Here is a 15541-nt window from a genome sequence, read left to right on the forward strand (position 1 = left end):
TTGTAAAATAGCCAGAATTATTCTGCACTTAAATAGGTATATTGATGGGCTGGTTGTTATTGTTTGCCGCGGGTTGTTCTGAAATCGTGTTTGCGTTAAGTCTGAAATATAACGAAGGTTTCAGTAAATTATGGCCCAGTGTGGTGACTTGTTTTTCCGGGGCAGGCAGCTTTTATCTGTTGATGCTGTCGCTCAAAACCCTGCCGCTGGGCACCGCCTACGCGGTTTGGACCGGCATGGGCGCGGTAGGCGTGGCGATCATCGGTATCTTCTTGTTCAAGGAGTCAGCCGATTGGATTCGTCTGGCGTCGATTATGATGATCGTGATCGGCATTGCCGGTTTAAAACTGACGCACGTCGATTGATGTTGCATTTGATTGCGGAATCTTCCCTGCCTCGGGCAGTGGTTGAACGGATTGCGGCCGGCGACGATGTGGTATTGCAGGCCGGCGCGGTTTGGGCGGCATTCCTGGGGCACCAAGACAACTCCAAGCTGGCCCAATTGCTGGCTGGCGGTTGTAAGGTTCATGCCTTACAGGATTCGTTGTTCATGAACGGTATAGATGATCGGCAATTGTTGCCGGGCGTCGAGCGCATTGATTATCCCGCATTGGTGGAATTGACGGTCAAAAATCCGGTGATTCATACGTGGTGTTGATGGTCGATGGCGTCGTACTGGAAACCAGTGCCGACGGATTTTTACGCGATGCGCGGCAATGGGATCAGAAAGTGGCGGAAGAGTTGGCGCGGAGCTGCGGCATTGAACTCTGCCCGGCGCACTGGGAAATTCTGTTATTTATCCGCGACTATTATTTCCAGTTTCAGCACCTGCCGAATGCGCGAATGTTTGCCTCGGCGATACGCAAAAAGCTAGGCGAGGACAAAGCCGGCAGCCGCTACCTGCAAAAATTATTTCCGGATGGGCCGTTGAAATACGCCTGCAAGCTTGCCGGTTTACCTAAGCCGCCGACCTGTCTGTAATCCCCAATTTATACATTTTGAGAGAATTGAATGAGTAATCCCCGCGTTGGTTTTATCAGTCTGGGCTGTCCGAAAGCCTTGGTCGATAGCGAGCAGATATTGACCCGCTTGCGTAGCGAAGGCTATCAAGTGTCACCCAACTACAAGGATTCGGATCTGGTGATCGTCAACACCTGCGGCTTTATCGATGCGGCGGTGGAAGAGTCGTTGGATAGCATCGGCGAAGCCTTGGCGGAAAACGGCAAGGTCATCGTCACCGGTTGCCTAGGCGCGCGCCAGGATGAAATCCTGGCGCGCCATCCTCAGGTGTTGAAAATCACCGGCGCCCATGCCACCGACGAAGTGGTGGAGGCTGTGCATGAGCATTTGCCGCCGGCGCACAATCCGTTTTTGGATTTAGTGCCGCCGCAAGGCATCAAGCTGACGCCCAAGCATTATGCCTATTTAAAAATTTCCGAGGGCTGTAATCATCGATGCACTTTTTGCATTATTCCGTCGATGCGCGGCGATTTGGTCAGCCGGCCGATCGACGAGGTGATGCTGGAGGCTGAGCGACTGGCCGATGCCGGCGTCAAGGAATTGCTGATCGTTTCGCAGGATACCAGCGCTTACGGCCTGGATTTAAAATATCAGCACCGCCGTTGGCGTGGACGGGATTTACAGACTCGATTTAATGATTTGGCGTCTGCGTTAGGCGAACTGGGTATCTGGGTGCGCATGCACTATGTCTACCCTTATCCGCATGTTGATGAGGTGGTACCGTTGATGGCGCAAGGCAAAATCCTGCCTTATTTGGATATTCCGTTTCAGCATGCCAGCAGCCGGATATTGAAACTGATGAAGCGGCCGGCGGCGGCGGAAAACAATCTGGAACGCATTCGTGCCTGGCGTGCTATTTGTCCCGACCTGACCATACGCAGCACTTTTATCGTTGGTTTTCCCGGCGAAACCGAGTCGGAGTTTGAAGAATTGCTGGATTTTCTGAGCGAAGCGCAAATGGACCGAGTGGGCTGTTTTGCCTATTCGCCGGTCAAGGGGGCCGCGGCCAACGAATTGCCGGATGCGGTGCCTGAAGAAGTCAAACAGGAGCGATTGGCGCGCTTTATGGAGCATCAGGCGGGCATCAGTGCCGAACGTTTGCAGCGTAGGGTAGGGCGTATCGAAACTGTATTAATCGACGAAGTGGTCGAAGAGGGGGCGGTGGCCCGCAGCAAATGCGATGCGCCGGAAATCGACGGACAGGTATTTATCGACGGCGCGACCCATCTTAGTGTCGGCGATTGGGTCGATGTACAAATCGAAGAGGCCGATGAATACGATTTGTGGGGAAAACTAATCTAACGGAAAAAGCCGCCCTGCATTAAATTCAGGGCGGCTTTTTGGTTTATAAGCGCAAGGCTTATAAAGGATTTACGTTTTCGGCTTGAGGGCCTTTTTGACCGTTGGTCACTTCCATAGTGACTTTTTGGCCTTCTTTCAGGGTTTTGCGACCGCTGCCGACGATGGCGCTGAAATGTACGAATACATCTTTGCCGCCGTCTTGCTCGATGAAACCGAAGCCTTTTTCATCGTTGAACCATTTAACTTTGCCTTCTACTTGTGCTGACATAAATCTCTCTTTCTTTAAAGTGCCAATAATGGCGTTTTTGTTACGGGTGGTGAATAAAGCGGGTAGTGGAAGACGTGTAAAGCGACAACGATTACCTTGCTATATCGGTGACATTATACATAGCTGTGGCAATAGTCCAAGAAAAAAAGATGGATTCCGCTTGTTAAGGTTTGATGACGATAAAAAGCCAGCAAATTCAAGCTTGGCGCGCGGCAGGGAGTGGCGCAAATATCATTGATATTAAAAGTATTTTTTATGAATAAGCCTTGCCGATACGCCTTGGCGTAAGGTGCTGACAATTTGTCGCGCCCGGTTATCGGTTGGTCAATTTTACCGATTTCCAGGATTTATTAGTTTTTGTACCGCCCTGGAAATTGATCAAAATTCCGGAGTAAATCAAAAATCGACTGCGGTAACGCAAGAATTTTAACCGGCGTATCCATGTGGAGAACACAATACGGATACACTGATCACGCTCGGGATTTGCCTTGTTCGAGTTCATTCCGCAGCATGATGTACAACTTTCGGGTGATGATTTCGTTTTTATGCAGTCTGTCCAGAGTCTCCATTTGCGCTGCGTGCAGTGTCTGGATGGCCGTGGTTTCATTCAGATGGTTGAGCAAGTCGGTATTTTGCTTGATGATGGTCTGCATGCGATGTTCGGTATTGGCATGTAATTCTTGATAGAGTGCGATCAATTTAGCCAATGCGGTATTGTCGTCAAACACTTCGTTTAGCGTGGTGTCGCTGATGGTGTGTAAGGTATCCAGCACCTTGTTGATGATTTTATTCAAGGCGCGATAATACAGATACAGTTCATCCGGTTTGAAGGCATGATCGCGCCAAAAGGCTAGCCGACTGATGCGCAATACAAAGCGTTCCAATATGTCGATCGGAAAATGTTCGCTGGCGGATATGAGCTGTGGCTGGTTACGCTTTACGCGCTCCGATTCTATGCTCAGCATATTGCTGATTTTTTTATAGGTTTTTTCCTGAATTTCGCCGCGCTGAAAAATTTCCTTCAATTCCTCTTTTTCTATGCCGAGCGCAAAGGTGCGCAACATGCTCTCGATCAAAGTCGATGAGTTGCCAATCGCCTCCTTGCACTGGTAGTAGGCGATATGATAAAGGTTTTGATAATGCTGGTTCAGCGTGTCGTATTGTTGCTGAGTGAGCTGCTGGTTTTGAAATAGCGAGTCAAGCTTCTGTAGCGATTCCTCATACATTTGGGTTTTACATTTGTGGTAGCCGACGTGTTCAACCGCCGTCAGCGCGTCCAGGCCCAGCGCATGCATGAATTTTCCTATAGTCGTGGCCTTGATCAGCAGCGTGAAATAAATACTGCCGATGGTAACGGCGGCAACAAATTGCTTGACGGTGAAATCATAACTCCAACCTTCGATAATGAGATCGTCCGGTATCAGCAACACCATGATTACCGCCAGCGATCCTCGTAAACTGCCCCAGGCCAGTAAATGCATCCAATTTTGAGGGATGGGACGTTCCTTGCCGATCTTGTTCATCAGCCACAGCAATGGATAGACGGATAGGGCGCGACCCACCACCACGGTGGCAATGGCCAGCAAAATCGGCAGAATGGCCACGTTCAAATCGATCGCCAAATCGGCGAACAGCAGCCCCATCAAGATGAACACCAGCGAGTTGGCTACAAATGCAAAATAGCCCCAGAACTTTTCCATGTATTCCTCAACGTCCGACGACATTTTGTAGCGGCCGAAATTGCCCATCACCATTGATGCGGTCAGGGTGGCTATGATCGATGACAAGCGGATTTCATGACCGCCGACCACCCAATGCTCGGAAATGACTTCGGTCAAGACGAAGGTTAAATGCGCTACCAGCAATGTTAGGGTGATTTCCAGATGCTCGTTACCGCGTACTTTTTCGATCAATTTGGCGAACAGAAAGCCCATGATCAGACCGAAGATAATGCCGCCGCCCAACATGATCGAGAATGACATTAGCGCCGCCAGTACCGATTCGTAACCGTGATAGCCTTTCGTCATTACGTCCAACACCACCAGAAAGGCCGCAAAGCCGGTGGCGTCGTTGAACAAACTTTCGCCTTCGAAGATCAAGGTCAACCGTTGCGGCGCGCCATATTCCTTAAACAGTGCCAATACCGCGACGGGGTCGGTGGAGGAGATGATGGCGCCGAACAACAAGAGGGCAAGCATCGGTACTTCGAAACCGGCGAGTTGGAACAGATAAAAACCACCGATGCCGACGAACAAGGTACAAACTATCAGGCCGACCACAGCCAACAAGCCGATTGAATAGATATTTTCGGTTACATTCTGGATATTCATGTTGTACGCCGACTCGAAGATCAATATCGGTAAAAACACGAAAAACAGCAATTCAGGTGTCAGTTCAAAGCTGGTAATGAACGAGAATATCTCGATATGGGAAATTGGGACTAGTAGTGAGCCGGCAATAACCAGTAACACCGTGTAGGGAATGTTAAGTTTTTTCGACAGCAAGAACACGGCTAGCGAAATCAACATCAGACTGAACAACGATAAAAACACGTCAAGGTTCATGATCGATTCTCCAAGATCTAGTTTGCTGCATTACGCATCCCCAAGCAGTCGAAAGTTATGCCAACGCTGACTTCTGGCGCTATTAAACCCTAAAAAATCAGGTTTGCAAGAAGATGCCCAATGAATGGGCGATGTTGCGGATTTTGAAATTTATCGCCATCCTTGGCGATATGGAAGCTAAGGATGCTGTCAAAAATAAGTTCCCGCTATTCGAATGTCCTGTAGGGGCGAATTCATTCGCCCAGGGCGATTAAAATCGCCCCTACAAACATTCAAGGAAATTATTTCCAACCAAATCCTGAGCCGAATCAGGCTTTTTCAAGCAGATAGGTCAACCATAGCGAGGAGAGTTTTTCCTGTACGGTATTCTGCCGCAGGCGGGCAGCCAAGTTAGGGAAGTCGACGTAATCCAGCGCTTGGTCCTGGTTGTAGCAGGAGTACATAAAGCTTTCCTCGCCGCTTTCGGGGTCGACGTGTTTGCACATGCATTGCGCGCAGACGCCTTTCATCATGCACTGCATCGGCGAGTTGATTGAGCCGATCGCTTCGTGGCCGGCTTTCAGATACGGTTGCAGCACGCCGAAACGGGCAGCCTTGACCGCCGCCATCATCTTGTCGGAGCCGATCACGATCAGGTGCTCGACATCCTGCAAACGTAGCGCGGTGTCGCCCAGATGGCCGTCCGCATAAGCGATCATCGCTTCGACGATATTGCCGACGAAGGTTTTGTCTTGAGGACGGGTAACCGGAATCGCTTCGTTGCCGGGACGGTTATCAACCGCCCAGACGATGACGTCGGAAGCGTCCTCGATTTCAGCCACCTTGAACAAGTCTTCGCGGTTACGGTAACCGGCGAAATACAGCACTTTGTTGCCGGCTGCGCGCATGGCTTTGCCGATCGAGAACAGTACCGCGTTACCCAGGCCGCCGCCCAACAGCAGCACGGTTTTGCCGGTCGGAATTTCGGTTGGCGCGCCGGTGACGCCCATCAACACCAGCGGATCGCCGGCTTTCCAGGTCGCGCACAAGCGACTGGAACTGCCCATTTCCAGCGCGATCAATGATACCAGGCCTTTTTCCTTATCGACCCAGGCACCGGTCAGTGCCAAGCCTTCGGCGGCCAGAGCAGTGCCTTCGACCACGGGGGCCAGCGATTCGTAGTTTTGCACCCGGTAGAACTGGCCGGGCTCGAAGTTTTTCGCGGCGGCCGGAGCCTTGATCACCACTTCGATAATGGTAGGGGTCAGGCGGTTGACTTCGACCACATGAGCCAGGAAGGTGGCATCCAAACGTTGCTGCAGGTCGAGCAGTTGCGCATCGCGTTGTGCTTGTTGCGCTGCATCCAGTTTAGCGATGTGGTCGGCAAACAGTTTGACGATATAAGGATAACCGTCCTTGGCGCTGGCCATCGCTTTCACGACGTTGCCGGCGTAAACCGGATGGTTGTCGCCGTAGAAGGTGATGTAACGGCCTTCGCTTTGATACGAAGTGAACGGCGCCGGTTTGCCGACCTTGACTTGCGTATCGTCGGCCATGGCCACCAGTTCCGCCTTGCCTTGCAGCCATTCGGGTTCATGACGTTTATAAAACTTGCTGTCCATCACGAAGGTGCGTGGATGTTCGGACTGGTAAATGGTGTTCGGCGCGGTACCGGCGGCGATGAACAGGCCGCGCAGCTTTATCTCCACCTCATCGGTTTTACGCCAGCGGCCTTCTTGTTCGGCCAGTTTTTCGAAGCGTACCGCCCGTAAATGGCCGTATTGATCCTCAAGGGCTTCCAGCGGACTCATGCCTTCGGCCAGATAGATGCCCTCGGACAAGGCTTCGTGAATTTCTTCGTGGTTTTGACGATACGCGGGCGAATCCTTGATGCCTTTACGGTAGAACATGGTCACCCCGCCCCATTGTTTCAGGAAGGGCAGGAAGTTGGGCGTTTCGCCGGCCGCGGCCGCGCGTTGACGTTCTTGTTCGATGACGCGGCCGTGAGCCAGGAATTCTTCCAGGATTTCTAGTTCTTCCTTGTCGTAACGACCTCGGACCTCGTCTTCGCCGTATTTAGCCACCAGTTTGTCATAGCGATTGGTGATTTTGCTGACCTGCAACGGATAGTAAGCCAGTAATTCGGTGGCGGTATCGATCGCGGTCAAGCCGCCGCCGATCACGCCGGCCGGCAGACGCACCTGCAGATTGGCCAGTGACGATGGTTTGGCCGCGCCGGTCAATTGCAGGCCCATTAGAAAATCCGAAGCCTTACGGATGCCGCGGATCAGGTTGTTTTTCAGGTCGATCACGGTCGGTTTACCGGCACCACTGGCGATGGCGATATGATCGAAACCCAGCTCCCAAGCTTCGTCGATCGTGATGGTGCCGCCGAAACGCACGCCGCCGTAACATTTGAACGCGGCGCGGCGCAGCAGGGTCAGGTAAATTACTTTCAGAAAGTTTTTGTCCCAGCGCACGGTAATCCCGTATTCGGCCACACCGCCGAAGCCCAGCATGACCCGTTTATCCAGGTCTTGGTACAGATCCTTGAAATCGATGATAGGTTGCGGGATGGTGTCTTTATCGCCGGTCAGGTACAACGGCAGCGGCTCGATTTTCAATGCGTCGATGCCGACCACGCCGAAGCCTTCGTTCAACAGATAGTGCGACAGGGTGTAGCCTGCCGGACCCATGCCGGCCACCAGCACGTTTTTGCCGTTGTAGGGCAGGGCGGTCGGGCGTTTGACGTTGAGCGGGTTCCAACGGGTCAACAGGCTGTAAATCTCGAAACCCCAAGGCATGAACAACACGTCGGTCAGCACGTTGGTTTCGATTTGCGGGATGTTGACCGCTTCGGTTTTTTGGTAAATGCAGCCGCGCATGCAGTCGTTGCAAATCCTATGGCCGGTGCCGGGACACATCGGGTTGTCGATAATGATCATCGCCAGCGCGCCGATATTGTCGCCCTGGCGCTTGACCAGATGCATCTCGGAAATCTTTTCTTCCAGCGGACAACCGGTCATCAGCGAACCCAAATGATTGGCCTTGAAGCTGCCGTCTTTTTTGTTCTTGATACCTTTCGAGCAGGAATCGTTGTCGCGGTCGTGGCAATAAATGCAGTGATCGACTTCGTACAGTGCTTGTCTTTGGTTGAAACGTTTGTCGGTGAGGGCAAAGCCGTCGCGGCGGCGATGGTGATGCTCGTCGCAAGCCCAGGCGTCATAACCGGTTTGAGTTACAGTTTGATGCTCGACCAGATTTTCCAAGTCGGTTTTTTCGGCAATTTTGAAGCTCAACCATTTTGCCACCACGGCTTGCAATTCAGGTGCTTGCTTGGCGGCGAAGCTCCAGCGGCAGACGATGTCGAGTAAACCGGCAACCAGCGCGGCGGGACTGTCGTAGCCGGCGCCTAGCGTCTTAAAGTTAGCGACGTCGGCATCGCTAATATTGTCTTGTTTGGATAAGCGCCACAAATCGGCGCCGAGTTGGCTAACCGCCAGTTCCGGATCTTCCAGGAACAACGGCTGTTTGCCGGCGGCTGCCAGCAGCGCATCCAGTTGGGAGCGTAATTCGCCGATGTCCCAGCCTTCGATGGTTTGGCCCTTGAACAGCTTGTTCAGGTTGCCGATGATTTCGGTGCGGTAAACAAATACCGCGTCGAATTCAGCGCGAATATGCTTGATTTGTTGATCGCGCACATTGCTGACATTAAACAGCTTGGCGACGAAAGTACCGACCAACGGCGCCATTCTGACCAACAACTCGGATATTTGCTCGGGTTTCATGCCTTCGCCCGCGCAGGCACGGTAAGCCGAAACTTCAGCAAACAAGTCCGGATCGTGTTGTTGAACCGATTGGTCGAATACTTGCATTAAATCGGTTAGGCGTTTGGCATCGTAGAGGTCTTGGTAGGCAAAACCGGGGATACCCAGGGTCAGTTGTGTCAGGTCGCGAGTATTGAGCTGTTGTGTCATCAAGTTATTCCGTGTCTATTCGCTTGAAGGTGTGAAGTATAAACATTGCAAATTATGGCTAAGGCATTTCGTCAACAACGGTATCTTTTTCCAAAGGCATTAGGTCTTGACGTGTCAGGCCGAAAGTCAGGGCCAGAGAGCTGGCGATGTAAATCGATGAGTAAGTGCCTTTAATCACGCCGATCAACATGGCGATGGCAAAACCGTGTATGGTTTTACCGCCCAAAAATGCCAAGGCCAGCACGGTCAGGAAAACAGTCAACGAGGTCAAAATAGTCCGGCTCAGGGTGTCGTTCAGTGCGTTGTTAACGATCTCGTGAATCGACTCCTTGACGCGGCTGGCTCGGACGGTCTCACGAATTCGGTCGTATACCACAATGGTGTCGTTGATCGAGTAACCCACCAAGGCCAGAATCGCCGACAACACCGTCATGTCGAATTCCCAGCCGAACACGGAAAAGAACCCCATGGTGATAATGGTGTCGTGGAACAGGGCGGCAATCGCGCCGACCGAAAGTTTCCATTCAAAACGCACGCTGACGTAAATCATCACGCCAATGAACGAAAACAATAATGCCAGGCCGCCATCATCGACTAAGTCTTCACCGACCTGCGGACCGACGAACTCCACCCGGCGAACTTCGCCGGCTTGCGGTTGGCTGCTGTTGCTGACGCTAAGCACTTTTTCGGTCAGCTCTTTCTGATTGACGTTATCAACCGGTTTTAGGCGGATTAACACATCTTCCGAACTGCCGAAATGCTGGATGTTGGCATCGGCAAAACCTTGTTGTTCCAGAGTGCTACGCATTTTGTCGAGATCGACAGACTGGTTGTAGTGCAATTCGTAAACGCTTCCGCCGGTAAAATCAACGCCCAATTCCAGGCCTTTGACCATAAAGGAAATGATCGAAATTAAAAATAAAGTGCCGGAAAAGAAAAAAGCCAGTTTTCTTTTGCCGAGAAAGTCGAGTTGTCGAGAGCGAGTCATGCGGATTCCTGAATAAATGAAGAGTTTGTTATCCGTTTGTACCAAAAAGTACGGGGTTTATAGGGGGTATGCCAGTGCCAAGGTGGTGAATTGTACTATTTTCTCCAAAAAGTAGGAGTAAAAAGCACAACTAACGTGAATACTTCCAGGCGTCCGAGCAACATGGTGATAGAGCAAATCCAGGTTTGGAAATCGTTCAGACTGGAAAAATTGGTTGCCGGCCCTAGCTGGTTGAGACCGGGGCCGGCATTGTTAATGCAGGCAATTACGGCGCTAAGTGCCGAAATCGGGTCCAGACCGGTAAAGATCAAGGTAAAAGTCATCACCACTATCGAAATGAAATACAGAAAAATAAACGCCAGTACCGCGAAGATAATCTTGTTGGGAATGGAGGTATTGCCGATCCGAATCGGATTGACCGCGCTTGGATGCAGAATGCTGAACATTTCCCGCCCGGCCTGTTTCATCAATAATAAGGTGCGAAACATTTTGATGCCGCCGCCGGTGGAACCGGTACAAGCGGTAATACAACTGAGATAAAGCATCCACCAGGGTACGAAGGGCGGCCATTTGTCGTAATCAACGCTCATGAAACCGCAGTCGGTGGCAATAGAGACCAAATTGAAGGAAACATGGCGCAAGCTAACGAAAAAATCCGGATAGGTATCCAAATGCCATAAATAGCCCGCGCAGAGCAAGATGCTGCCGGCAACCAAGCCCAGCATCGGCATGGCTTCCGGGTCGAGCAGATAGGGCTTTAAGCTTATTTTGTTCAAGACCGTGTAATGGGTGGCGAAATTGATGGCCGAGATCAGCATGAAGACCGTCAAAACCAGTTCGATAGCCGCCGAATCAAAATAACCGATACTGGCATCGTGAGTGGAAAAACCGCCTAGAGCCAATGTGGCAAAGGCATGGCATATGGCGTCAAACCAACTCATGCCAGCCACTTTCAAACAAAGTATGCACAGCAACGTGTAACCGGCATACACCAGCCAAAGCAAGCGGGCGGTTTCGGTAATACGAGGTGTGAGTTTGCTGTCCTTGACCGGGCCGGCTATCTCGGCCTTATAGAGCTGCATGCCACCGACACCCAGCAATGGCAGAATCGCCACGGCCAATACGATGATGCCCAAACCACCTATCCAATTCAGTTCGTGCCGCCATAAATTTAGCGAGGGCGCCAGAGTATCCAGGCCACTCAGCACGGTAGCGCCGGTGGTGGTAAAGCCTGACATGGTTTCGAAGAAGGCATCGGTAAAAGTCAGTCCCGGAATACCCCAGATCAATGGCAAGGTTGCCGCGGCAGCCATCAGCAGCCAGAAAAAGGCTACCAGCAAGTAGCCGTCCCGGGTTTTGACGTCACCGCGAAACTGCATGGTGGAGCCCGCCAGGATACCGCCCACTCCGATATTCAACGACATGCCGCGTAGGAAGTGGTCGCTCATGCCGTCGTTAAAATACAGCGAGGTAAAAATCGGCAGAAAATATGTCAGCCCGAACACCATCAGAATCAGACCGAGGACAAAGGCGAGGGTACAAAAACGTTGCATGGGTTGCCTGTTTAAGCGGAAAAGGTCGACGGTGGCCGGGATTCGAGAATGGTAGGCAACAAATTGTAGCAAACAACCGACAACGTCGCGCTGTCACAAAATCTTAAACAACTCTTCATCCGCCTGTCATAAATCCTTTTTAAGCTGGCTTCGACCTAACGGAAAGTATTAATAACGGAAAAAATGGGTTTTCCAATTATCGCCGCGGTGGGTTGCGGCCAGGCCGGGAGAGTGCGATGAAGCTGATGTATTCGATCCATCAATTCGATGTCCGAATGTTTATTTGTCTGAATAACAGCACGGCGCACGCCAGTTTGGTGCGCCTGTGCAGGATGCTATCCCGCAGCGGAGACGGTCTGTTGTACCTGCTATTGGCGGCATGGTTGTACTGGGACAGAGGCGCGGGCGACTTATTACTGCAAACCTTGCTGGTGGCTTTCGCGCTGGAAAGGCCGGTGTATTTTGTGTTGAAAAACGGTTTCAAACGTAACCGTCCGCAGCAGGCTATTCAAAACTTTCATAGCGTGATTACGCCTTCCGATCAATTCAGTTTCCCTTCCGGCCACACCTCGGCGGCCTTCATGGTGGCTACTCTGCTGGCGTATTTCTTTCCCGGTTTAACGATGGGTTTGTATTGCTGGGCGCTGCTGGTCGGTTTTTCGCGGGTGGTGCTAGGGGTGCATTTTCCGACGGATACCTTGATGGGAGTGGTTTTGGGTGTCGGTTGCGCAATTTTTAGTCTTAATTTTATTCTACGATGAAGATATTCTACGGTGTACAAGGTACCGGTAATGGCCACATTACTCGGGCTCGAGTCATGGCTCGCGAACTATACGCGGCCGGTTTCGATGTGACTTTTCAATTTAGCGGCCGGCCGGCCGAAAAATATTTCGATATGCAGGTGTTTAACGGTTATCAAACCCGAGAAGGCCTGACCTTCAACACCAGCAAGGGCCAGGTTTCCTATCTAAAAACCGCCCTGCAAGCCAGCCCGATCCGGTTTGTCAAAGACATCAACAACCTGGACTTAAGCGATTACGATTTGGTGATCAGCGATTTCGAACCGGTGACGGCCTGGGCCGCCAAACGGCAGAAAAAACAGGTGATCGGTATCGGCCATCAATATGCCTTCGGTCACGCCATACCACGCAAGGGTTCGGATCCCTTGGCGGACCGGGTGATGAAACATTTTGCCCCCGCCGATATTGGAGTGGGGTTGCATTGGCACCATTTCGGCCAGCCGATATTGCCGCCCATCATAGAAACTCCGGCCTTTCCGGATACGGTGCAAGCGGACAAGATTCTAGTCTATTTGCCGTTTGAAGATCAGCATGAAGTCATGCGGCATTTGTGTCCGTTCGAGAACTTTCAATTTAATGTCTATTCGCCGGAACCGATAGCTTCAAAGTATCCGAACATCGTGTTCAAACCGTTGTCGCGCGACGGCTTTCAAAGGGATTTGTACGATTGCGCCGGTATCATCAGCAATGCCGGTTTCGAGTTGGCCAGCGAATCGTTGCAACTGGGCAAGAAAATTCTGGCCAAACCGCTGCATGCGCAAATGGAACAGATCTCCAATGCGGCGGCGCTGGAGCAATTGGGTTATGGACACACCATGTTCGATCTGGATACGCAAGTCATAGAGGACTGGTTGCATAATCCACACGCTGTGCATGTAACCTATCCGAATGTGGCGAAAGTGCTGGTGCAGTGGTTACGGGACGGCATGCCGAAAATGGACAGCGATTTTATCGAAGCGATTTGGGATGGCGTGGAAGTGTTGCGGGTGAGGCGGCAATAGCTTTGGGCTTCGGCTCCGCTCAGCCCGAGGGCATTTTGAATAATGTCAGCAGCGTTTAGGCTCCGCTCAGCCCGAGGGCTAAAACAACCTAAACGCTGTTGACCATGACGCTATCCAAAATGCCGTTGGCTGAGCGGAGTCGAAGCGATCAGTCATTATCCTCGCTGGGAATCAGATTTTTCAATTCTTGCGACAACAGAGTTTGCGCGCCGGTAATCACAATTTCGTCGCCCGGCTTGAAGTCGCCCGATGCGAAATAGCCGGTTTTAGCCGGAATCAATTCCGGCAATAAACGCCGCTGAAATTCGCCATTCACCGATTTGATAAAGATAAAGGCTTGTCCCAAATGCCAAACTACCGCGTTGTCCGGGATGATGACGCCGGTATTTTCAGGAGTGCCGTTGGTAATCCAGGCGGTTATATGGGCACCGAAAGGCAGGTTGCGCCCCTCGCTTTTGAAAAAATAGCGTTCTCCTTGAGTAACGGGATCGGCTTGAGGCGCAACCGAGATCAGGCTGGCTTTAATCGCGTGATCGCGTCGGCCGTGTTCGTCGACATCGACGGTGCGTAAGTCGGGGGCAAGACGGCTGTTGGCCGGCAATGTAATTTGCAGCAGTTGGGCACGATGGTTTAAAAACTGTTCGGCCTGTTTGCCGTGATTCTGAGTGAACCAGTCGGTTAAAAGTTCGCCCCATTGCAGGCGGCTGGTCGCCAAAATGGTTTGTTGTTGATAATTGCTGGTGGCAAGGTTGGCTTGATCGTTTCGCCATTGTGCCTGCTGTTCCTGCAGTCGGCGTGTCGAAACGATGTCATGACGATGTAAATCTTGAGTTCGGGTTAGATTCAGATCGGCTTCTTGATATTTGGCCCGGGCGCTGTCCTGTTGCGCCCGAGCGGCCAGAAATTGCTGTCTCAGCGCGACCAATGGCTCGAGATTGACAACCGTCCCGTAGGCGCTGAATTCGGGTTGTTGCATACTGGCTTCCAGGCGCTGTGTCTTAATGCCTGCGATGTGGGTGTTTGAAGCGGCCGAGTCGGCTGGTTTCATCGCCCGCGGTTCATCGTCCTGATCGGCGTCGGCAAAGGGACTTGAAGCGGCGAGTAACGCAGCCGCCAGGCAAGCGAAACGGATCAATTTGTACATTTTTAAAGTATTAAGGAATAGTATGAGCCGGAATTATAGGGTTTGGCGGTTCCGGATTTGTATTTTTTTGTTGTGAAAAAAAAATTGCCGGTTATTCTTTACCGGTTGATATTTAGGCTAGAAACGGGAAATGGAAATGAAAAACATACCGGAAAATTTAAAATATGCGGCCACCCATGAATGGGCTGCTCTGGAACAGGATAATCTGGTTCGGGTCGGCATCACCGACTTTGCCCAATCGGAACTGGGAGACATCGTCTTTATCGGCTTGCCGGACGTGGGGCGGACAGTATCCGCCAACGAACAGCTAGCGGTGGTGGAATCGGTTAAGACAGCCTCCGATCTGTTTAGCCCGGTCGCGGGTACCGTGGTGGCGGTCAATGAAGCGGTGCGGGACGAACCTGAAAAAGTCAATGAGGATGCGTTTGCGACTTGGTTGTTCCAGATCAAGGCAGACAATGCCGCCGAGCTGGATCAATTGATGGATGCCGAGGCTTATCAGCGCATGATAGAAGAATAACGGGTAGCGGAATGGCCAATCAAAATGCAAAAGGCTTTAAGCGATTGATCAATGCCTGTTTTTTCTCGATTGCCGGATTTAAAGCCACCTGGCAACATGAGGAAGCTTTTAGGCAGGAAGTAATGCTGTTCATCGTTACCACCCCTCTGGCCTTGTGGCTGGGAAACGGTAACATCGAAAAAGTGCTGCTAATCGGTAGCATGGTGTTGGTATTGCTGGTGGAATTGCTGAATTCGGCGGTCGAAGCCGTGGTTGACCGGGTTGGTTTCGAACATCACGAATTATCGGGCCGGGCCAAGGATATAGGGTCGGCGGCGGTGATGCTGTCCTTGCTGTGGGCGGGAACAACCTGGGCTTTAATTTTGCTGTAAACAGTTAAAACGCTGATGGATGAACGGCGGGAAAATCTTTCGCCTTTCATCTTT

15 protein-coding genes are annotated in these 15541 nt (G+C 51.6%); 9 read left to right on the plus strand and 6 right to left on the minus strand.

The genetic code is table 11. From position 1 onward, the window contains the following. The first annotated feature begins 44 nt into the window (after window positions 1-44). From IVG45_RS05065 to rimO, 4 genes are read left to right on the plus strand one after another with little or no spacing between them, the layout of a single operon-like run. Window positions 45-365 (plus strand): DMT family transporter, encoded by a 321-nt coding sequence (locus IVG45_RS05065; RefSeq protein WP_196436791.1) that lies wholly within the window; start codon window positions 45-47, stop codon window positions 363-365. Then, window positions 365-658 (plus strand): DsrH/TusB family sulfur metabolism protein, encoded by a 294-nt coding sequence (locus tag IVG45_RS05070; RefSeq protein ID WP_196436792.1) that lies wholly within the window; start codon window positions 365-367, stop codon window positions 656-658. The genes IVG45_RS05065 and IVG45_RS05070 overlap by 1 nt, the downstream gene beginning before the upstream one ends. Further along, a complete protein-coding gene (locus IVG45_RS05075; RefSeq protein WP_196436793.1) occupies window positions 649-981 on the plus strand; it encodes a TusE/DsrC/DsvC family sulfur relay protein in 333 nt (110 codons plus the stop codon). Before IVG45_RS05070 ends, IVG45_RS05075 begins: the two co-directional genes overlap by 10 nt. A gap of 30 nt (window positions 982-1011) precedes the next feature. Continuing rightward, window positions 1012-2322, plus strand: coding sequence for a 30S ribosomal protein S12 methylthiotransferase RimO (gene rimO / locus IVG45_RS05080; protein ID WP_196436794.1), 1311 nt, complete (start codon window positions 1012-1014; stop codon window positions 2320-2322). Between the two features lie 58 nt (window positions 2323-2380). Here the strand turns inward: rimO and IVG45_RS05085 are convergent, their stop codons facing one another. Both IVG45_RS05085 and IVG45_RS05090 read right to left on the minus strand, forming a co-directional pair. Next, window positions 2381-2590, minus strand: a complete 210-nt coding sequence (locus tag IVG45_RS05085; protein ID WP_013818493.1) for a cold-shock protein — start codon at window positions 2588-2590, stop codon at window positions 2381-2383. Window positions 2591-3060: 470 nt separating this feature from the next. Next, window positions 3061-5154 carry a cation:proton antiporter gene (locus IVG45_RS05090; protein ID WP_196436795.1) on the minus strand — a complete coding sequence of 698 codons (2094 nt, stop codon included), beginning with the start codon at window positions 5152-5154 and terminating at the stop codon, window positions 3061-3063. 113 nt (window positions 5155-5267) lie between these two features. On the opposite strand from IVG45_RS05090, the gene IVG45_RS05095 reads away from it, so the two are divergent. Further along, complete coding sequence (locus tag IVG45_RS05095; protein WP_196436796.1) at window positions 5268-5408, plus strand: hypothetical protein; 141 nt, start codon at window positions 5268-5270, stop codon at window positions 5406-5408. Between the two features lie 54 nt (window positions 5409-5462). Here the strand turns inward: IVG45_RS05095 and IVG45_RS05100 are convergent, their stop codons facing one another. The 3 genes from IVG45_RS05100 to IVG45_RS05110 form a co-directional block, all read right to left on the minus strand. After that, window positions 5463-9110, minus strand: coding sequence for a pyridine nucleotide-disulfide oxidoreductase (locus tag IVG45_RS05100; protein WP_196436797.1), 3648 nt, complete (start codon window positions 9108-9110; stop codon window positions 5463-5465). A 58-nt stretch (window positions 9111-9168) separates the two neighbouring features. Continuing rightward, on the minus strand, window positions 9169-10098 hold the full coding sequence (secF, locus tag IVG45_RS05105; RefSeq protein ID WP_196436798.1) for a protein translocase subunit SecF: 930 nt from the start codon (window positions 10096-10098) through the stop codon (window positions 9169-9171). A gap of 95 nt (window positions 10099-10193) precedes the next feature. Continuing rightward, window positions 10194-11651, minus strand: coding sequence for a TrkH family potassium uptake protein (locus tag IVG45_RS05110; RefSeq protein ID WP_196436799.1), 1458 nt, complete (start codon window positions 11649-11651; stop codon window positions 10194-10196). A 236-nt stretch (window positions 11652-11887) separates the two neighbouring features. Here IVG45_RS05110 and IVG45_RS05115 point away from each other — a divergent pair, with 236 nt between their 5' ends. After that, entirely contained in the window at window positions 11888-12412 is a 525-nt protein-coding gene (locus IVG45_RS05115; protein ID WP_196436800.1) for a phosphatase PAP2 family protein, read from the plus strand. Further along, window positions 12409-13452, plus strand: coding sequence for an MJ1255/VC2487 family glycosyltransferase (locus IVG45_RS05120; RefSeq protein WP_196436801.1), 1044 nt, complete (start codon window positions 12409-12411; stop codon window positions 13450-13452). Before IVG45_RS05115 ends, IVG45_RS05120 begins: the two co-directional genes overlap by 4 nt. Window positions 13453-13600: 148 nt before the next feature. On the opposite strand, the gene IVG45_RS05125 is transcribed toward IVG45_RS05120, so the two are convergent. Continuing rightward, a complete protein-coding gene (locus IVG45_RS05125) occupies window positions 13601-14596 on the minus strand; it encodes an efflux RND transporter periplasmic adaptor subunit (RefSeq protein WP_196436802.1) in 996 nt (331 codons plus the stop codon). Window positions 14597-14732: 136 nt separating this feature from the next. Here IVG45_RS05125 and gcvH point away from each other — a divergent pair, with 136 nt between their 5' ends. Both gcvH and IVG45_RS05135 read left to right on the plus strand, forming a co-directional pair. Next, on the plus strand, window positions 14733-15116 hold the full coding sequence (gene gcvH, locus IVG45_RS05130; protein WP_196436803.1) for a glycine cleavage system protein GcvH: 384 nt from the start codon (window positions 14733-14735) through the stop codon (window positions 15114-15116). Between the two features lie 11 nt (window positions 15117-15127). Then, window positions 15128-15487 carry a diacylglycerol kinase gene (locus IVG45_RS05135; protein ID WP_196436804.1) on the plus strand — a complete coding sequence of 120 codons (360 nt, stop codon included), beginning with the start codon at window positions 15128-15130 and terminating at the stop codon, window positions 15485-15487. Window positions 15488-15541 lie beyond the last annotated feature (54 nt).

The sequence above is a fragment of the Methylomonas sp. LL1 genome, assembly GCF_015711015.1.
In the GTDB taxonomy this organism is placed as follows: Bacteria; Pseudomonadota; Gammaproteobacteria; order Methylococcales; family Methylomonadaceae; genus Methylomonas.